Consider the following 18,814-nt stretch of genomic DNA (forward strand, 5'->3'; position numbering starts at 1 on the left):
CCATGCGCTAAATCCATTTAGCAGACGGAAACATCCCTGCATCCCTGACCCTTGGAGGAGGCAAATCTTGAACACCCCATCCCGCCACGCCCTTCGCATTCTCGCCACCCTGTCGGTCGCTGCCAGCGCCGGCACGGCCATTGCCGCCCCGAGCTGCGGCACCGATCCGGTGGTGCTCAATGCCTATTTCGAAACCGGCTTTCCCTTGCCGACGCGCCTGAGCGCAGAGTTCACCAAGCAGTTCCCCAATGTCACCTTCGACATCAAGGAAGATCAGTTCGCCAATATGATGGAGAACTCCCCGCGCATCCTGTCCGAAGACAATGCGCCCGATCTCATTCGCCTGCCCTCGCTCACCGATCTTGTGGCGAACAACCTGCTGCTCAATCTCGACAGCTATTTCACCGAATTCGGCTGGGACAAGTTCCCTGCTGGCCAGCTGGTGCAGTTGCGCGTCGAAGAAGGCGGCCGTCCGCGCGGCACCGGCTCGCTCTTTGGCATGGGCCTCAACTATTCCATGACCGGCGTTTTTTACAACAAGGCGCTGGCCGAACAGATCGGCATGACCGAGCCGCCGAAAACCGTTGCTGAGCTTGACGCCCTGATGGCCAAGGCCAAGGAAGCCGGTCTCCTGCCAATCATGCAGTGGAACAAGGGCACGGCCGGCCTCGCCTTCCCGCTGCAAAACCTGATGGGCGCCTATGGCCCGCCAGAGCCGATCAACGACTGGATCTTCCAGAAGGATGGCGCCACCATCAACACCGCCGATGCCCTTGAAGCCGCCGAACATCTCGACGGCTGGATCAAGGCTGGCTATTTCCCGCCCGATGCCAATGCCATCGAATATTTCCAGATGATGAGCCGCTTCATCGGCGGCGAGGGCCTCTTCATGTTCAACGGCGATTGGGAATCGGGCAATCTCGACACCAATGCCAAGGACAAGTTCGGCTTCTTCATCATGCCGAGCGCCGAAGAAGGCGGTCGCCACGCCTCGATGTCCGCTCCGCTGAGCTACGGTATCGGCGCCAAAGCGGCTCATGCCGATTGCGCTGCCTTCTTCCTCGATTGGGTCGCGACCAATGAAGAAGCCCGCAAGATCAACGTCGCCGTCGGCGGCTCCAATCCCGGTGGCCCGGCCGATATGGCCATTCCCCCGGTCGAACCCGGCTCGGTGACCGAACAGTCCCTCGCTGCCGGTGCAGTCCTTGCGCAGGATAATGGCGCCATGGACTTCATCGCCAATGCCACCGGCGCCATCTTCGCCGCCGGCTGGACCCCTGAACTGCAGAAAATGGTCGGCGGCCAACAGACCGCCACCGGCCTTGTCGAAGCCGTCCAGAAGGAATACGAGACCCAGCTGTCCCGCTAAGTCTTGGCATCAGGGAAGGGCGGCCCGTGCTCCGGGCCTGCCCTCCCACCGGCTGTCATCCCGGCGAAAGCCGGGGTGACAAGCGCGGGTGATATTGCCCCAACTAAAAGTGGAATGCTCCGAGAGCATCTCGGCTGCCAAGCAACCGGAATAAACCATGACTGAACATCCATCGTCCGTTCCGGACGCCAGGCAGCGCGCCAAAAAGGCTCCGCCGGCGCGGAAAAGCCGCAAGGCCCGGCTCACCGCCTGGCTCTTCATCACGCCGGCTTTCCTCGCCTATGCCGCCTTCGTGCTCGTGCCGCTTGGCATGAGCGTCTATTATTCTTTCCTCCGTTGGGACGGCATCGGGGAAGCGCGCTTCCACGGCCTGACCAACTACATCACCGTCCTCACCGATCCCAAGCTCCTGCAGATCATCGGCAATGCCTTCCAGCTGGTGCTCTATTTCACCATCATCCCGGTGGGTCTCGGGCTTGCCGTGGCCTCGGCCATTCGCGGCCAGATGAATGGCCGGTTCGGCATGGCGACGCGGACCATCCTCTTCCTGCCCCAGGTTATTCCGCTGGTTGCCGCCGGCATCGCCTGGAGCTGGATGTTCGCCTCGACTGGCCTGATCAATCAGGCACTCAAATCCGTCGGGCTTTCGAGCTGGGCAAAGGGCTGGCTTGGCGATTTCGTCTGGGCTCTGCCCGCCGTCGGCGTCATCGGCGCTTGGGTGTTGCTCGGCCTCTGCACCATGCTGCTCGTCACCGGCATCACCAAGATCGACACCAGCCTTTATGAAGCCGCGCGTCTCGATGGCGCCCGCCCCTGGCACGAGTTCCGCTACATCACCCTGCCCGGCCTCCGTCAGGAAATCGGCGTCTGCGTCACCGTCACCGTGATCGCGGCCCTCGCCAGCTTCGACATCGTCTATATTTCCACGCAAGGCGGTCCGGGCATTACCACCACCGTGCCGGGGCTCGAAATCTATCGCCTCGCTTTCGCCCATCGTCAGGTCGGCCTCGCCTCGGCGCTGGCCATCGTGCTGATGGTCCTGGTGCTGCTCTCGATCGCTCCCGTTCAATGGTTCACGCGGGACAAGAAATGAAGAGTTCCACGACCAATACTATTCTCGCCCGCACGCTCATCGTTCTCCTGATGGCGATCACGCTGCTGCCTTTCCTCAGCATGCTTTCGGCTGCGCTCGCGCCACAGGGCAGCTATCCCAATGGCCTCCAATGGCCCGCCGATCCGCAATGGGGCAATTTCGTCCGCGCTTTCGAAGTCGCGAAGATGGACCAGCTTCTGCTCTCGAGCGGCCTCATCGTGCTCGGCGTCGTCCCCCTCGCGGTGCTGCTCGCCACCATGGCCGGCTATGGCCTCGCCAAGCTGACATCAGACAAGTACAAGTGGCTCTATCTCCTCTTCGTCTTCGGCCTGACCCTGCCCTTCGAAGCGGTCATCACCCCGCTCTATTATGAAGTGCGGGCCATGGGCCTCCTCAACACCCGCTTCGCCATCATTCTCCCGCTCCTCGGCCTTTACATGCCCTTCGGCGTCTATTGGATGCGCGCCCATTTTCTCAATGTGCCGCAGGACCTCAGCGAAGCCGCCCAGATCGACGGCGCCACCCGCTGGACCGAATTCTGGCACGTGCAGGTGCCGCTGGCGCGCCCGGCGATCATGTCGCTGACCATCCTGCTGTTCCTCTGGACCTGGAACCAGTTCCTTCTGCCCGTCGTCTTGGTGCAGGATCCCATGCAGCGCACCATGGCCGGCGCCCTCGGCGCCTTCCAGGGCCAGTGGGGCACCGACATTCCGCTTCTCTGCGCGGGATCGCTGCTGATCCTCACCCCCACCGTCATCATCTTCCTTATTTTCCAACGCCAGTTCGTCGCCGCCCTCATGCAGGGCGCGGTCAAAGGCTGATCGGAGTTTCATCATGGCCGGATTGAGCCTGCACGCGCTGCACAAAACCTACGGCAAGGTCGAGGTCATCAAGGGTGTGGACCTGACCATCGAAGACGGCGAATTCGTCGTCTTCGTCGGCCCCTCGGGCTGCGGCAAGTCCACCTTGCTGCGCATGATCGCGGGCCTTGAAGACATCACCGGGGGCGAACTCTATATCGGCGACAAGCTCTGCAATGATGTCGAGCCGCGCGACCGTTCCATCGCCATGGTCTTCCAGTCCTATGCGCTCTATCCGCATATGACGGTCTACGACAATGTCGGCTTTGGCCTCAAACTCGCCAAGACGCCGAAAGACGTCCGCGATCAGAAAATCCGCGAAGCCGCGCGCATCCTGAAAATGGAACACCTGCTCGACCGCAAACCGGGGCAGCTCTCCGGCGGTCAGCGCCAGCGCGTCGCCATCGGCCGCGCCATCGTGCGCAAGCCCGAAGTCTTCCTCTTCGACGAGCCACTCTCCAACCTCGACGCCGCGCTCCGCGTCGACACCCGCATGGAGATCGCAAAGCTCCACGCCGATCTCGGCGCTACCATGGTCTATGTCACCCACGATCAGGTGGAAGCCATGACGCTGGCCGACAAGATCGTCGTGCTCGATGCCGGCGTCGTCCAGCAGGTCGGCAGTCCGATCGAACTCTATCAGCGCCCCACCAATCTCTTCGTCGCCGGCTTCATCGGTTCGCCAAAAATGAACTTCGTTGAAGTGACCGTCGAGGCCGTCGATGCGGACAGCATCACAGTCACCAGCAAGGATGTCGCAAGTCTTCGCGTTCCAGCGCGAACGGAGGGTGTCGATGTTAACAGTCTGCTAACATTAGGTATCCGTCCGCACGACCTATTGCCGGCCAATAGTGGTGCCATTGTCGGTCGCGTCAGCCTCGTCGAACGGCTCGGCAATGAGACGATTGTCAATATTGAACTGGCCTCCGGCGCCCCCTGGCTCGCCGTTCTCGATGGCGATCAGGCCCTCCGCGTCGGCGAAAGCCTCGCCCTCGCCGCCGAACCGGCCAAGGCAATTCTCTTAGACAAGGACGGCAAGGCGCTGCTGGCGCCGCTGAAATAAAGCACTGACGTCTGGATGGAGGGGGCGATCGGCAAACACCGCTTCGCCCCACTCCCGCCACGGCTGCAAATCACCTATATGGTTATACAAAGCCGCGTGAGTTGCCCGTGACCGAATCCTTTTCCATCCTGCCCCCGAGTTTTGATCCGACCAGCGGCGAGGCCCGCTTTCCCTATCGTTTGGGAGCGCTGAGCTTTACCGAAGTGCTGGGCCTTCCCGGCGGGATAAAGCCCGAGCTTGCGCAAACCCCAGCCTTCAAAAAGCTTCTCGATCTGACGGCCTTCGTCCTGGGCGTCAGCTATTTCAAACTCCGCGCACCCTTCGACATCGCAGCACCTGACATAGCCCTAACCGCGGCAGAAAAGGCTTTCGTCATAGACGTTTACGAGAACGGCCTCGGCGAATTCTACGCGCGCAATAACCTGGCGCGCTTTGGCCGGCTGAACCTCTCGACCGCCGATGATCCGCTCGAGCGCAAGCCTGCGCCTGACCTCAAGGAGCGGACGCTGCTTCCGATCGGGGGCGGCAAGGATTCCCTCGTCAGCGTCGAACTTCTCAGCCATGTCGGCGTCGACTTCACCCCCTTCGCCGTCAACCCCAAGGGGCCGATCCTGACCTCGGTGGAGGCCATCGGCCGCGAACCGCTCTACGTAACCCGCACGCTCGACGCCGAAATGATCCGCCTTGGCAAAGAGCCGGATTACTACAACGGCCACGTTCCCTCGACCGCGATCAACTCCATGATCGCCTCGCTCTGCGCCCTGCTTTTCGGCTACGACCAGATCGTGCTCAGCAACGAACGCTCCGCCAGCGAGGGCAATATCGAATTCGACGGGCGCGAGACCAATCATCAATATTCCAAGTCGCTCGGCTTCGAACTGCTGATCGCCGACATCCTCGGAGCCGCAACCGGCGGCGCACTGAAATACTTCTCGCTGCTCCGCCCCTATTCAGAGGCCCGGATCGCCTCGCTTTTCACACAAGGGCAGCGCTTCGACGCGGTATTTTCAAGCTGCAATCGCAATTTCCGCCTCACCGGCAATGACGGGCCTCTATGGTGCGGCGAATGCCCGAAATGTCATTTCGTCTTCCTGATCTTCGCGCCCTTCATGGCCAAGGACAGGCTGCTGCGAATCTTCGGCAAGAACCTCCTCGACATCCCGGCCAATGAGCGCTCCTTCCGCGAACTGGCAGGGCTTGCCGGGCAAAAGCCCTGGGAATGCGTCGGCGAAATTCTTGAGGCCGCTGCATGCTTCTACACCCTGACGCGCCATGCCGATTGGCATCAGGACGCGATCGTGCGCGGCGTCAAAGCAGACCTTTTCGCCCAGTATGGCGAAGAGCGCCTGCAACTCGCCATGGCCGAATGCCTGACCGATAGTCACGACCACCACATTCCTCCGGCGCTGGCCGCCAAGGTGGCCGCCTATGCGGTTTGACGAGCCCGTCCTTCTTTATGGCGCCGGGCGTGAAGCCAATTCGACGCGGCAATTCCTCAAACGCATTCAACCGGACCTGAAAGTCTTCGTGACGGTGGATTCCGGCACGGCGGATATCCCCGAGACGGAAGCCATTGCGGCGGCGGACCTTCCGGCCGCCATCGCCGCACGGCGCTTCGGCACCATCGTCAAAAGCCCGGGCGTCTCGCGCTACAAGCCGATCCTTGCCGCGGCGTCCGAGGCCGGAATTGCTCTAACCTCGAACCTCAATCTCTGGGGCGCCACCTACCGGCAGGGGCGTACGGTCATCGCCATTTCCGGCACCAAGGGCAAATCGACGACGGCGACGCTGGTGCACCTCATGCTGACCCGCTCCGGCCTCGATGCGGGCTTAGCTGGCAATGTCGGTCTCGCGCCCCTCGAAATCGCCGACAAACACGCCATCGTGGTCTTCGAACTGTCGAGCTACCAAACCGCCGACATGGGTTTCATTCCCGATATCGCCGGTATCACCAATCTCTATCCCGAGCACGTCGACTGGCACGGTTCGGTCGAGCGCTACTATGACGACAAGCTCAATCTGGTCGACCGCGACGGCAGCTTTGCCGTTGCGCTGGGCCATGCCGCAGCCAGCAATGCCCGCGTCGCCAAGGCGGTGCGCGACCACCGCCGGCTGGTGCAGCCGCTGTCCGCCGAGCAAGCCATCGCCCTCGAAGGCGCCGTCTCCCGCTCGCGTCTCAAAGGAGCACATAATCTCGACAACGCCATTCTCGCGGCCGAAATCGCCCTCGCAGCCGGCGCAACCATGGACGGGATTCTCGCCGGCATCGCCGCATTCCGGCCCCTGCCCCATCGCCTCGAAGAGCATCGCATAGGCTCGCTGACCGTGGTCAACGATTCCATCTCGACGACGCCTGAGGCGACCAAAGCCGCGCTCGCCGCCTATCCCGGCCGGCGCATCGCGCTGATCGCCGGCGGCCACGAGCGCGAGCAGGACTATGCCGAGCTCTCCACCCTGCTTGCACCGCGCGGCGTGACCACGCTCGTCACCTTGCCCGTAACCGGCGAACGCCTGGCGACGGCAACGCGCAAAGCGGCCCCGGATATCGACGTGACGGAAGCGCCTGACCTGGAAACAGCCATCACGACGCTCGAAGAAAAGCGGGAAAAATTCGACACCATCATCCTGTCGCCCGGCGCGCCGTCCTATAATCAGTTCAAGAATTTCGAAGAGCGCGGCCAGCGTTTCGTCGAACTCTGCCGCACCCATTTTTCGGACGCACAATCATGAACGGGGCCGCCTATCTCGCCATTGCCATTGTCGGCGAGGTAATCGCCACCTCGTTCCTCCGCGCCTCGTCCGGCTTCACCCAGCTTGTGCCTTCCATCGTGGTGGTAGTGGGTTATTGCATAACCTTCTATTTCTTCTCGCTTGCCCTGCAGACTATTCCGGTGGGCATCGGCTACGCCATCTGGTCTGGCGTTGGCATCATTCTCGTCTCGATCATCGCATTCTTCGCTTATGGCCAGACGCTGGATCTACCGGCCCTGATCGGCATCGGGCTCATCCTCGCGGGTGTGCTTGTGATCAACCTCTTCAGCCAGTCGAGCGCCCATTGAGGCGCCGGAGATTCACGTTTTAGATAACCTGACAGCAGTCCTCATGGTGAGGTGCTTTGCAGAGCAAAGCCTGGAACCACGAGGACGTGATGCCAAAACATCCCGGCACGTCTCGTGGTTCGAGTGCGCTAGTAAGCCGTCACCAACGACAACTGCGGCACCCCAGCCTCGGTCAGCGCAATGCGGATGCGATCGAGCAAGGCGGTGTCGGTAATGCGGCGGCGGAGTTGCGTCACGATCCCCACATTGCGAAAGCTGGGAACGGCGAGCACGCGCGGCAATTGGCGCGAAACCTGCGCATCATCACCTGTCCCTTCCGCCGCCAGGATCGCCAGCACCGGCCCTATCTCCCCATCCGACCTCGAATAAATCTCGGCGAAACGTGCTGCCTTGGCAAAGTCCCCGTCCCGCAAGGCTGCGAGCGCGGGCACCCCATAATACCAATCGGGAATGATCGTATAGGCAGACAGCGCGCGCTGAGCCAACGGCAAGGCCTGCTCGAGCTGGCCGATAAAGGCCATGTGGCGCGCATGGGCTGCTAGCGCATCAAGATTGGACGGATTGGACTGCATGGCCGTACCATAGGCGGCCTCGGCGAGGTTATGCTCCCCAATGGCCTCGTGGAGGCGCGCCCGCTGGTCCCAAACAAAGCTGCTGGTCGGCGACAATTGCACCGCCTGGGCCAACATCTCGCCAGCCACGCGGAAACGCTCAAGCTGGCCCGAGGTGGACGCATCGGGCGCGTTCACCGCTTCCGCAGTCAGGCTCGCCATGGCAGCCAAAGCGATGCCGCTCGCCTGGCCGTGCTCGATCAGGGCGGCGTAGCACGATCGTGTTCGCTCGGCGGCCCCAACGGTGGCGCTCTCGCGATACATGGTGAAAAGCATGCGGCAGAGATAGGGGCTCTCGCTCCCCGTAACGCTGTTCTGGCTTAGATACTGCCGCGCCCGTGCGTGCAGAGGCCCTCGGGGATTGCCGAGAACATCAAGAATGTTGACGGAGAGCCGATCGATACGCCCCGGCTCGGCCAGTTGGTCCGCCGTGAGAATGAGTGAGCGATTCCACACCACGCCGTTGATCGAAAGATCGGTGAGGATAATGCTGTATTGCAGGTTCGCAGGCACCGCCGGATCACGCCGCACAATTCCGGTCAGCACAAAGCCATTGGCCGGGCTGGGCGGCGCATTGGCCGCGCTACGCCCACCATAATCGACCGACAGGAAATGCAATTGCTGCAACCGGCTGACAAGGTCCACCGCCAGCCCCGAAACGGAGGCGGTGATCGAGGGATCATCGGTGAGGTTCTGGAACTCCATGACCCGCAAGATGGGCTCTTGAATAGCAGCGTTCGCCGTAACCAATTGCTCTTGTCTCGGCCCCCAGGTGGAGAGCGAATAGGCTAGCGCAGCGGCGCCTATCGCAATGACCAGAAGCACGAGCCATGACACAGTGACGTGTCCACGCGGCGCGGGTGCCTCACTCCCTTCAAGGTCTACGAAAGGCGCGGCCGGCTTGGCGACACCATCGGACACAACAAAATCGGGAACATACCGTCCGATCGGCAAGATAATTTGCAGCCGCTCATCCGCGCCGGGGCCGCGATAATACTGATCTAACAGACCTCTTAGACGCCGCGCCTGCACCCGCACGATGGGATCGCTCTGCGGATCGAAATCGGCCGGGCGCCCAAAAACATCAACGGCAATCGAATAAGCCTTGATCGACTGACTATCGCCGTCGAGCCTGCGATTGACGATATAGTCGAGAAAGCGCGTGAGTTGGGGCGATCTGGCCATTTCAGGCCAGGTCGTGAGACGATCCAGCGCCGCCAGCACTGCATCCCTATCGTCAGTGGCCTCGGCCATTTTACCCCCGTGCGGGGGTTAATAGGGACCCCTTACATGTAAATTGCAACCCCGACTTACCTGAATTTTACCCGAGTTTGCCTATCCGCGCCGGACGACTTCACGCATATGCCGGGCGTCAGTTCGCTGAGCAGACACGGTTCCGATGGCTAGGCCCCGCCGGATGCGTGAAACCACCCAAGAGTTTCCGAACCACCATGCGCCCCGGCGGCCGCATGTTTCTCCACAAGAGTGATTTGCCCGGCGTTCTTCGGGCAGAGGTAAGCGTGTGACCAGTCCGTTTGCACAGGCGCCCTTCATCGGGCTGATCGACGACGATGGCCATTCGGCCCGCCTGTTCATGCGTGGGCTGGCGGCCAATGAAGGCCCTTCGGTGCGCCACTATGGCAGCGACGAAGAAGGTGTCGCAGATCTTTCGGAAGTGCTGAGCGATCCGCAATCGCACTGGCCGGAGGTGCTGGTGGTGGACCTTAAGGGTCACAGCCGCGCCAACCTTGAGTTTGTCCGCCGCCACCAGGCCTGGTTGCACCAAAAGGGTGTCGCGCTGGTGGTGATGGTGCCGCCCACCGATCGGGCCGGGCGCATGATCTATCTCGAAGCCGGCGCTACCGCCGTCTTCTTCCGCCAGCCGGAAGCCGATGCCTATCGGCACGAACTGGCGGGCATTGCGAATTTCTGGGCGCGCAGTGAGCGTCTGGATGCTGTTGGCATGTAACTCCTGCGTCCACAGGTTGCGTGCCTGGACGGAGAACAGCGCCGCGAGCCACGGTTTTGACCGTGTCCTGCGTCCCAGGCGTTGTCCTCCGTCTTCGAAATACAGACGTCGATCTGCACCATCGACGTCTGACACCGCTGGTTCAACTCCAAGTGAGCTAGCGTGCGGGCAAACGGTTGCGGTACCTCCCGATCGCGACCGTACGGGGGGAGAGGCATCTCGTCCGGCAGCGCTACTGTCCCTCAGCGCAGTTGGGCTATCTATCCTGCCTCTCCCCGCGGCCCAGCTTCTCCGCATTCTCTTCAGCCGCATCGTCTTCTCCGGCCTTGTGGCCGATGAGGCGATGCGACAAAGCCCGCATGGCCGCAAGCACGAGAACTGCCAGAATGGTCGTTCCGGCCGCCACGGTGTAAAATCCGAGCGCACAGGCGACGCCAACGGCGCCGGCCATCCACATTCCGGCGCCTGTCGTCAGCCCCTGCACACTCCCCCCGGAGCGGAAGATAGCGCCGGCGCCCAAAAAGGCGATGCCTGCCGTAACGGCCTCGACCGCGCGAATGGGATCGGCCTGCACGCCCGCTCCGCTGCCCGTGCCGATCGTGTGAAATATCTCGAAGGTGAGGATGGTGAAGAGAGCGGCAGCCACCGCGATAAGAATGTGGGTGCGCAATCCAGCTTCAGCTGTGCGCACTTCGCGCTCGAAGCCGATCACCGCCCCGCAGAACGCAGCGATGATCAGCCTGATGGCGATGATATGTTCAGGAAGATAAGTCTGGGTTAGTCCAAAGCTATTGCCCGTATCCATGCCCAAAATCCGAAAGTGACGCTGCCGTCACAATCGCAGGGGCATGGACTTGGTTCCGCCTCAGGAAGCGACGCGGATTTGCAGCTTCACGTCGTCCGGGCGCGCCTCGACCGCGCGGTCGAATGCGGCCTTGGAGTCTTCGAAAGCAAAAGTCTCGGAGATCAGCGGCTTCAAATCCACCTTGCCCGAGGCAATGAGCGCAATCGCCCGGTCATATTGGTGAGCGTAGCGGAAGACGTTTTCGATCCGCAGTTCCTTGGCCGAGGCAGCGGCGATATCGACCTTGGTCGGCTCCACCGGCAGACCAACCACCACAATGCACCCACCGGGCCGCGGCAGGTCCATGATCGTCTCCCAGGCGCGCGGTGACCCCGAGCATTCAAACACCACGTCCGCACCCCAGCCCTCGGTCAATTCGCCGATCTTCTCGATGAGATTGGTCTCGCGAATATTGACCGGAATGATGCCTTGATAGCGCGCGGCAATATCGAGCTTGGGTTGGGCGAGGTCGGCAACGATAACCCGGGCACAGCCGCCAGCCAGTGCCGCCAGCGCCACCATTGTGCCAATCGGGCCGGCACCAAGCACAACGGCGGTGTCGCCCGGCGTGATGCGGGCCTTGCTGGCGGCCTGCATGCCCACGGCAAAGGGCTCGACCATGGCGCCTTCGGCAAAGCTCACATGGTCCGGCAGCTTGAATGTGTAATTGGCTGGATGAACGACTTCGGCTGTAAGAACCCCGTGGATAGGCGGCGTCGCCCAGAAGCGCACGGCAGGATCGACATTATACATGCCAAGGCGACTGGCCCGCGAATTCGGATCGGGAATGCCCGGCTCCATGCAAACGCGATCGCCAACCTTGAGATGACTTACGCCCTCCCCCACTTCAACCACGGTGCCCGCGGCCTCGTGCCCCAGCACCATCGGCGCCTCGACGACGAAGGGCCCAATGCGGCCATGGGTATAATAGTGCACGTCCGACCCGCAGACGCCGACCGTATGAATGGCGATCCGCACCATGCCCGGCCCGACCTCAAGCGGCAGGTCAATTTCCCGCAAGCCGAGTTCATGCTGCTTTTCCAGAACCAGCGCGCGCACCTTGGCCATGACATCCTCCAGACTCTTATGGCGCGAGCATTAGCCCATCACTTGAGCAACAGCCAGTGCCTCGCAGGAGCAAAACCACCGATAATTCGACTACCGCCGCCCGGCGCGCCAAGGCTTAGTTTGGCGCTGCGGGCATGGCCATGCTGTAGACGATATAGATGACGATGAAGGCGATCACGACGCCGATCAGCGACATGACGAGCACACGCGCGTTCATTTTGCGCGGACTGGCCTGACGCACCTCGGTCGTGCTCTTGTGGGGATCGTAGGTTTCCATGGTCTTCTCCCAAAAAGTCTCGGGAATCCAACGCCTGTCGATAGGCAGGGTTCCTTGGTGGGGGCTTGACGCAGCGAGCGGAGCGACCGACTTTCCGGCATGTTCAGCCCAGAGTCCGCAGATATGACCCCCTCCGCCCTCCTTACCCGCATGATCATGGCCGGACAGGGCAAGGAACCGGCGGATCTCGTCATCCGTAATGTGGGCATGGTCGACGTCATCACCGGCGCAGTCACGATTACCGACATCGCAATCGTCGCCGACCGTATCGTCGGCACCCATGCGCGCTATGAGGGCAAGACCGAGATCGACGGCAGCGGCCGCTTCGCCGTGCCCGGCTTCATCGACACCCATCTCCACATCGAATCCTCGCTGGTGACCCCACTCGAATTCGACCGTTGCGTGCTGCCGCACGGCGTCACCACCGTCCTTTGCGACCCCCACGAAATCGCCAATGTGCTGGGGGCCGAGGGCATCCGCTATTTCCTCGACAGTGCCGAACGCACCATCATGGATGTGCGGGTCAACCTCTCCTCCTGCGTCCCGGCAACACCCTTCGAAACAGCGGGCGCCCAGCTGGAGGTGGAAGACCTTCTCCCCTTCCGCAGCCACCCCAAAGTGCTGGGCCTGGCGGAAATGATGAATTTTCCGGGCGTGCTCAACGCCGATCCCGGAATTCTCGCCAAACTCGTGGCCTTCCAGGACGGCCATGTCGACGGCCACGCGCCACTCCTTCTCGGCCAGGGCCTCAACGGCTACCTCGCCGCCGGCATCCGCACCGACCACGAAGCCACCAGCGCCGCTGAGGCGCGCGAAAAACTCGCCAAGGGCATGGCCATCCTCATCCGCGAGGGTTCGGTTTCGAAAGACCTGCAAGCGCTGGCCGAAATTCTCGACGAGAACACTTCGGCCTTCGTCGCGCTCTGCACCGATGACCGCAATCCGCTCGACATTGCCGAGGAAGGCCATCTCGACAGTTCAATCCGGCGTCTGATCGCCATGGGACGGCCGCTGCACCACGTCTATCGCGCCGCCAGCCACTCGGCCGCCCGCATCTTCGGCCTCAGGGATCGCGGCCTGCTCGGTCCCGGCTGGCGTGCCGATATCGCGGTTGTCGATAGCCTCGAAGATTGCCGCGTCTCCGATGTCATCGCGGCAGGCCGTATCGTAACGCCCGAGCTGTTCGAAACCCGCAGCACCGTCGCCCCAGTCGGCCTCCACTCCGTCAAAGCAAAACCCGTTACCGCCGAGGCTTTCATCACCGAGCCCAAACCCGGCCAGAACCGCGTCCCGGTCATCGGGGTAAAACCCGGCCTCATCCTGACCTTCCGCGAAGAAGCCAGCCTCGCCTCGACCGAAAAAGGCCTGCAGCCCGACACCGACGCAGATGTCATCAAAGTCGCCGTCATCGAACGCCACGGCAAGAACGGCAATATCGGCCGCTCCTTCGTCACCGGTTTCGGCCTCAAGCGCGGCGCCATCGCCTCCTCGGTCGGCCACGACAGCCACAACATCACCGTGGTTGGCGCCACCGACGAAGACATGGCCGTCGCCGTCAATCGCCTGATAGAGCTGGGCGGCGGCTTTGCCGTTGCGGATGGCGGCAAAGTAACAGCCGAACTGGCCCTCCCCATCGCCGGCCTCATGAGCCTCAAAAGCTTCGAGGATGTCGCCCACGACCTCCACCACCTGCGCGACGCCGCCAAGGCGCTCGATTGCATCCTGCCCGAACCCTTCCTGCAGGTCGCCTTCCTCGCATTGCCAGTCATCCCACATCTCAAGATGACCGATCGCGGCCTTTTCGACGTCGATAAATTCGATTTCGTGAGCTGACCGATGAGCCTGTCCTCGCTCTATCTCGCCTGGGTCGAAGACCTGCCGCCTCGGCTCAATGGCGTAACGAAAACGCGCGGACTATCCCTCACGATGGATGATGGCGTCGTCCTCAAGACCGACCACTATGCGCCCCGGGCCGATGGTCCACACCCGACCATCCTGATGCGCCTGCCCTATGGCAGGCGCGGTTTCAGCGCCATTTGCGAAGCCTATGCCGAGCGTGGTTTTCACGTCGTCATACAGGCTTGCCGCGGCACCGAGCGCTCGGGCGGCGAGTTCGACCCCTTTGCCAAAGAACGCGCCGATGGCCTGGCGACGCTCAAATGGATCAAGGAGCAGCCCTGGTTCGACGGGCGCATCGGCCTCACCGGCCCCAGCTATCTCGGCTATGCCCAATGGGCCATTTCCGACGCCCTGCCCCCGGTGGCCGCCATGGCAACCAAAGTCACGACCTCAAACTTCCGCCCCGTCGTCTTTCCCTCCGGAGCCTTCCATCTCAATCTCTGGCTGAGTTGGGTGCAAGTCATCGAAGGCCTGCGCAGCCGTCCGCTGGCCACCGCCGCCCGCATGTTCTCGGGCGATATCGAACGCCGCACCGATCGCGCTGCCGCCGTCCTGCCAGTAATCGAAGCCGACAAGATCGCCGTGGGCCACAAGATCGGCTTCTGGCGCTACTGGTTCACGCATGCCATCGGCAATGACGATTTCTGGAAAGAGATAGACCACAGCCATCGCCTGTCAAAGACCACACCGCCCGTGCACTTCATCTCGGGCTGGTACGATTTCATGCTCGATCCCCTCCTTGCCGACTATCAACGGCTGGTGGAACTCGGCCACCAACCATATCTCACCATCGGCACCTGGTTTCACATCGCCGAGGAATTGCAGCGCGACAACCTGCGCGAGACGCTGCTCTGGATGCGCGCCAAGCTGCTGGGCGATGCCTCAGGCCTACGCAAAAACCCGATCCGCATCCACATTTCGGGGCGAAATGAATGGCATGAATTCGGCCACTATCCCCCGGGCCCGCCTGCGCCGATCAACCTGAGTATCGGCCCGGACCGGCAACTGGTGGAGAGCGGCCCGTCCAGCACCGGCAGCGATAGCTATCGCTACGACCCCAATGACCCGACACCCAATCTCGGCGGCGCCATCTTCGCCTTTACCGGCGCTGGCGCCCAGGACAATGCGCCGCTCGAAAGCCGCCCCGACGTCCTCACCTATACCGGCCCCACACTCCTCAAATCCCTGACCATCATCGGCCAGTGCCAGATACGCCTCCGCGCCCGCGCCAGCCTGCCGTATGCCGACTTCTTCGTGCGCCTCTCCGATGTCGGCCCCGACGGCATCTCCACCAATATCTGCGATGGCCTCCTCCGCGTAACGCCTGAAACCAGCACCGAGGCCGACGGCAGCTGGACTCTCCACTTCCCCCTCCACGCCACGGCTCACAGCTTCCTTCCCGGCCACCGCCTGCGCCTCCTGATCGCCTCCGGCGCCCATCCGCGCTACGCGCGCAATCCCGGCACCGGGGAGCCCATCAGCACGGCCACGACGCTCCTCGCCAATGACATAGAGATCCTCCACGAGGGCACAGGCATCACCCTGCCGACTCACGAATTAATCTGACATTGACGATCAGCATTTAATCCCTTAGTGCCGCTGAAGCACTTGAGGAGCCCGACCATGGCGGAAGAAAAGTCCGTATTGCAACCGACCAGCGACGAAGCCCGGCGCCAGGCAAAAACCCTCGTTCGCGCGACCCGCTATGGCGCGCTGGCAACGCTCGATCCGCAGACCGGCGCACCGCAGGTGACGCGCGTCGGCGTCTCGACCGATTTCGACGGCGCCCCGGTCCTGCTGATTTCCGGCCTCGCCGCACACTTCCCGGCCCTCAAAGCCGACGGCCGCTGCTCGCTCCTCCTCGGCGAAACCGGCAAGGGCGATCCCTTGGCTCACCCCCGCATTTCGATCGCCGCCGAAGCAAAAATCCTCGAGCGCGACAACCCCGATAGCCAACGCATCGCGGCTCGCTATCTGGCCCACCAGCCCAAGGCAAAACTCTATGCCGAACTCGGCGACTTCCGCTTCGTTCGCCTTGAACCGCGCTCCGCCAGCCTCAATGGCGGCTTCGGCAAGGCTTTCGCCCTGACCGCCTCCGACCTGCTCTCTAATGGCGATCCAGCCCTCGCTGCGGCCGAAGGCAATGCCCTCGAGCATATGAACGAAGACCATTTCGAGGCTATCGATCTCTATGCCCGCCACTACGCCAAGGCGCCCGGCGGCAAATGGGTCCTCACCGGCATCGACGCCGAAGGCATCGACATCGCCAATGGCGACGACACCAGACGCATCTTCTTTGAAAAGCCCATCACCATGCCGCAGGACATGCACGTGGTGCTCGTCCAGATGGCCCGCGCCGCGCGGGTGGCATTTATGGAGGTTTGAAGAACCCCCACCCAGCCTCCCCCTGGGAGGGGTCTTTCAGTGGCTCCCAAAGGCCTCGTCAAACTCAATATGTCCCTCCCCCTACCAGGGGGAGGCTAGGTGGGGGTTCCTACTTCGCCTCGCGCGCCTTCACCTTGCGCCGCGCGGCATGCAGCAGCGGCTCGGTATAGCCGCTCGGCTGGTCCGCACCCTTGAGCGCAAGATCCAGCGCCGCCTGGAAAGCCACCGACTGATAATTCTCCGACATCGGCCGATAGATCGGATCGCCCTCGTTCTGCTGATCGACGATCACCGCCATCCGCTCGAAGGTGGACGTCACCTCGTCACGACTGACCAGACCATGGCGCAGCCAATTGGCCACCGCCTGGGAGGAAATACGGCACGTGGCGCGATCCTCCATCAGCCCGACATTGTTGATATCGGGCACTTTGGAACAGCCCACGCCCTGTTGCACCCAGCGCACCACATAGCCCAAAATACCCTGGGCATTGTTCTCAAGTTCGCGCGTAATCTCTTCGCGGCTCAGCGCATAGGGCGCCTGAACCGGCATCGAGAAGAGATCGGCAAGCCCCGGCACGGGCTGGTTGTGGCGGCGCGTCTGCGCCTCGAACACATCCACCTGATGATAGTGCAGCGCATGCAGCGTCGCCGCGGTTGGCGAGGGTACCCAGGCGGTATTCGCGCCAGCATTCGGGTGACCGATTTTGGCGTCCATCATCGCCGCCATATCATCCGGCCGCGCCCACATGCCCTTGCCGATCTGCGCTTTGCCCGAGAACCCGCAGGCAAGCCCGATCAGCACATTGCGATCTTCATACGAGCTGATCCAGCGCTCGGACTTGATCTCGTCCTTGCGCAGCACGGCGCCGGCTTCCATCGAGGTATGAATTTCGTCGCCGGTGCGATCAAGGAAGCCGGTATTGATGAAAAACACGCGCTCCCGCGCTTCATAGATCGCCGCCTTGAGATTGGCCGAGGTGCGGCGCTCTTCGTCCATGATGCCGATCTTGATCGTATTCGGCTTGAGACCCAAAAAGCCTTCGACTGAGGCGAAGATGGCGCAAGCAAATGCCACTTCTTCCGGCCCATGCATCTTGGGCTTCACGACATAGATCGAGCCGGTGCGCGAATTATTGCCCTTGTCGTGCAAGGCGCAAAGCGCCGTCACCGCGGCGTCCATCAACCCTTCGCCGACAGGCTTGCCATCGAGCAGCACCGCATCGGTGGTCATCAGGTGTCCGACATTGCGCACCAGCAGCAGCGAGCGCCCCTTGAGCACCAGCGGTTGGCCGTTGACGTCCTTATAGGTGCGGTCGGCCTTAAGCCGGCGCGTAACCGTCTGGCCGCCCTTCTCAAACGTATCCTGCAGCGAGCCGTCATTGAGACCCAGCCAGTTGCGATAAACGCCGACCTTGTCCTCGGCATCGACGGCCGCAACCGAGTCTTCGCAATCCTGAATAGTCGTCAGCGCCGACTCGACGATGACATCGGACAGCCCCGCCTTGTGCGTCGAACCGATCGGGCTCTTGGGGTCGATAACGAGAACGGCATGAAGCCCATTGTGGCGCAACACCAGCTCGCCGCTGTCTTCGGTCCCGCCATAGCCCACAAAAGCCGATGGATCACGCAGGCCCGTGCGGCCCGCTGCAGTATCGACCTGCAGGTGACGCCCTTCACCATCCTTGACCACATGATAGCCCGTGACCTCGGCATGGCTGCCGGTCGCCAGCGGAAAACTCTCATCCAAGAATTGCGCCGCACGCGCAACAACGGCAGCGCCGCGAGCCGGATTAAAACCTTTGCCCGGCGCCAGATCGCCATCGCGCGAAATCGCATCGGTGCCATAGAGCGCATCATAGAGGCTGCCCCAGCGCGCATTGGCAGCGTTCAGGGCATAACGCGCATTGGAAACCGGCACGACCAGCTGCGGGCCGCAAAGGCTCGAAATCTCGGGATCGAGATTTTCTGTCTCGATGGTAAAATCACCCGGTTCGGCAACGAGATAGCCGATCTCCCTGAGGAAGAACTCATAGCCCTGCGGATTGTTGGTGACCGGGCCGTATTTGTGGTGCCACTCGTCGATCTGGCTCTGCAGATCGTCGCGGCGGGCGAGCAGCCGCGCATTGGTCGGCACGTGCTCGCGCAGCAGAGCGGCAAAACCGGTCCAAAACTGGTCTGCGGATACGGCGAGACCTTTGAGCGCTTCTTTTTCTACGAAATCCACCAGCAGGGGATGCACTGAAAGACCGGATTTCGTCAGATAGTCGCTCATGCCAAATACCTCGCAAGACAACAGTTTGGCGACAGCTTTAGGCCA

General features: G+C 62.1%; 16 protein-coding genes. 11 read left to right on the top strand and 5 right to left on the bottom strand.

Annotation, left to right across the window (positions count from 1 at the left end; genetic code table 11):
• Nucleotides 1–67 precede the first annotated feature (67 nt).
• The 7 genes from ASD83_RS09190 (at nt 68) to ASD83_RS09220 (ending at nt 7,444) form a co-directional block, all read left to right on the top strand.
• Nucleotides 68–1,369, top strand: a complete 1,302-nt coding sequence (locus tag ASD83_RS09190) for an ABC transporter substrate-binding protein (protein WP_200946488.1) — start codon at nt 68–70, stop codon at nt 1,367–1,369.
• A 157-nt stretch (nt 1,370–1,526) separates the two neighbouring features.
• Nucleotides 1,527–2,462, top strand: a complete 936-nt coding sequence (locus ASD83_RS09195; RefSeq protein WP_056310185.1) for a carbohydrate ABC transporter permease — start codon at nt 1,527–1,529, stop codon at nt 2,460–2,462.
• Entirely contained in the window at nt 2,459–3,283 is an 825-nt protein-coding gene (locus ASD83_RS09200; protein WP_056310187.1) for a carbohydrate ABC transporter permease, read from the top strand. The genes ASD83_RS09195 and ASD83_RS09200 overlap by 4 nt, the downstream gene beginning before the upstream one ends.
• A 13-nt stretch (nt 3,284–3,296) precedes the next feature.
• A complete protein-coding gene (locus ASD83_RS09205) occupies nt 3,297–4,385 on the top strand; it encodes an ABC transporter ATP-binding protein (RefSeq protein ID WP_056310189.1) in 1,089 nt (362 codons plus the stop codon).
• 107 nt (nt 4,386–4,492) lie between these two features.
• Nucleotides 4,493–5,824 (top strand): endonuclease domain-containing protein, encoded by a 1,332-nt coding sequence (locus tag ASD83_RS09210; protein ID WP_156385899.1) that lies wholly within the window; start codon nt 4,493–4,495, stop codon nt 5,822–5,824.
• Complete coding sequence (gene murD, locus ASD83_RS09215; protein WP_056310192.1) at nt 5,814–7,115, top strand: UDP-N-acetylmuramoyl-L-alanine--D-glutamate ligase; 1,302 nt, start codon at nt 5,814–5,816, stop codon at nt 7,113–7,115. The genes ASD83_RS09210 and murD overlap by 11 nt, the downstream gene beginning before the upstream one ends.
• A complete protein-coding gene (locus ASD83_RS09220; protein WP_056310194.1) occupies nt 7,112–7,444 on the top strand; it encodes an SMR family transporter in 333 nt (110 codons plus the stop codon). Before murD ends, ASD83_RS09220 begins: the two co-directional genes overlap by 4 nt.
• Nucleotides 7,445–7,572: 128 nt before the next feature.
• Here ASD83_RS09220 and ASD83_RS09225 read toward each other — a convergent pair whose 3' ends face one another.
• A complete protein-coding gene (locus tag ASD83_RS09225) occupies nt 7,573–9,309 on the bottom strand; it encodes a tetratricopeptide repeat protein (protein WP_056310196.1) in 1,737 nt (578 codons plus the stop codon).
• Between the two features lie 268 nt (nt 9,310–9,577).
• On the opposite strand from ASD83_RS09225, the gene ASD83_RS09230 reads away from it, so the two are divergent.
• Nucleotides 9,578–10,024 (top strand): hypothetical protein, encoded by a 447-nt coding sequence (locus ASD83_RS09230; RefSeq protein WP_056310197.1) that lies wholly within the window; start codon nt 9,578–9,580, stop codon nt 10,022–10,024.
• 256 nt (nt 10,025–10,280) lie between these two features.
• Here the strand turns inward: ASD83_RS09230 and ASD83_RS09235 are convergent, their stop codons facing one another.
• From ASD83_RS09235 to ASD83_RS20930, 3 genes are all read right to left on the bottom strand, one after another.
• Entirely contained in the window at nt 10,281–10,829 is a 549-nt protein-coding gene (locus tag ASD83_RS09235; RefSeq protein WP_056310199.1) for an MgtC/SapB family protein, read from the bottom strand.
• A 60-nt stretch (nt 10,830–10,889) separates the two neighbouring features.
• Complete coding sequence (locus ASD83_RS09240) at nt 10,890–11,936, bottom strand: NAD(P)-dependent alcohol dehydrogenase (RefSeq protein ID WP_056310202.1); 1,047 nt, start codon at nt 11,934–11,936, stop codon at nt 10,890–10,892.
• Between the two features lie 115 nt (nt 11,937–12,051).
• Nucleotides 12,052–12,213 carry a hypothetical protein gene (locus tag ASD83_RS20930; RefSeq protein ID WP_156385900.1) on the bottom strand — a complete coding sequence of 54 codons (162 nt, stop codon included), beginning with the start codon at nt 12,211–12,213 and terminating at the stop codon, nt 12,052–12,054.
• Between the two features lie 123 nt (nt 12,214–12,336).
• On the opposite strand from ASD83_RS20930, the gene ade reads away from it, so the two are divergent.
• Genes ade through ASD83_RS09255 form a run of 3 tightly spaced genes read left to right on the top strand, consistent with a single transcriptional unit; the run spans nt 12,337 to nt 16,497 of the window.
• Nucleotides 12,337–14,046: an adenine deaminase gene (gene ade / locus ASD83_RS09245; RefSeq protein WP_056310204.1), complete on the top strand. Its 1,710-nt coding sequence runs from the start codon at nt 12,337–12,339 to the stop codon at nt 14,044–14,046.
• Between the two features lie 3 nt (nt 14,047–14,049).
• Nucleotides 14,050–15,678, top strand: coding sequence for a CocE/NonD family hydrolase (locus ASD83_RS09250; protein WP_056310206.1), 1,629 nt, complete (start codon nt 14,050–14,052; stop codon nt 15,676–15,678).
• Between the two features lie 57 nt (nt 15,679–15,735).
• On the top strand, nt 15,736–16,497 hold the full coding sequence (locus ASD83_RS09255) for a HugZ family protein (RefSeq protein ID WP_056310208.1): 762 nt from the start codon (nt 15,736–15,738) through the stop codon (nt 16,495–16,497).
• A gap of 109 nt (nt 16,498–16,606) precedes the next feature.
• On the opposite strand, the gene ASD83_RS09260 is transcribed toward ASD83_RS09255, so the two are convergent.
• On the bottom strand, nt 16,607–18,769 hold the full coding sequence (locus ASD83_RS09260; RefSeq protein ID WP_082561087.1) for a malate synthase G: 2,163 nt from the start codon (nt 18,767–18,769) through the stop codon (nt 16,607–16,609).
• Nucleotides 18,770–18,814: the final 45 nt, after the last annotated feature.

Origin of the sequence: Devosia sp. Root685 (assembly GCF_001427875.1) — a bacterium.
Lineage (GTDB): Bacteria > Pseudomonadota > Alphaproteobacteria > Rhizobiales > Devosiaceae > Devosia.

Coding starts and splice junctions, on each gene's coding strand:
- ASD83_RS09195 (WP_056310185.1), top strand. CDS start 1,527: ATGACTGAACATCCATCGTCCGTTCCGGACGCCAGGCAGCGCGCCAAA.
- ASD83_RS09200 (WP_056310187.1), top strand. CDS start 2,459: ATGAAGAGTTCCACGACCAATACTATTCTCGCCCGCACGCTCATCGTT.
- ASD83_RS09205 (WP_056310189.1), top strand. CDS start 3,297: ATGGCCGGATTGAGCCTGCACGCGCTGCACAAAACCTACGGCAAGGTC.
- murD (WP_056310192.1), top strand. CDS start 5,814: ATGCGGTTTGACGAGCCCGTCCTTCTTTATGGCGCCGGGCGTGAAGCC.
- ASD83_RS09220 (WP_056310194.1), top strand. CDS start 7,112: ATGAACGGGGCCGCCTATCTCGCCATTGCCATTGTCGGCGAGGTAATC.
- ASD83_RS09225 (WP_056310196.1), bottom strand. CDS start 9,309: ATGGCCGAGGCCACTGACGATAGGGATGCAGTGCTGGCGGCGCTGGAT.
- ASD83_RS09235 (WP_056310199.1), bottom strand. CDS start 10,829: ATGGATACGGGCAATAGCTTTGGACTAACCCAGACTTATCTTCCTGAA.
- ASD83_RS09240 (WP_056310202.1), bottom strand. CDS start 11,936: ATGGCCAAGGTGCGCGCGCTGGTTCTGGAAAAGCAGCATGAACTCGGC.
- ASD83_RS20930 (WP_156385900.1), bottom strand. CDS start 12,213: ATGGAAACCTACGATCCCCACAAGAGCACGACCGAGGTGCGTCAGGCC.
- ade (WP_056310204.1), top strand. CDS start 12,337: ATGACCCCCTCCGCCCTCCTTACCCGCATGATCATGGCCGGACAGGGC.
- ASD83_RS09250 (WP_056310206.1), top strand. CDS start 14,050: ATGAGCCTGTCCTCGCTCTATCTCGCCTGGGTCGAAGACCTGCCGCCT.
- ASD83_RS09255 (WP_056310208.1), top strand. CDS start 15,736: ATGGCGGAAGAAAAGTCCGTATTGCAACCGACCAGCGACGAAGCCCGG.
- ASD83_RS09260 (WP_082561087.1), bottom strand. CDS start 18,769: ATGAGCGACTATCTGACGAAATCCGGTCTTTCAGTGCATCCCCTGCTG.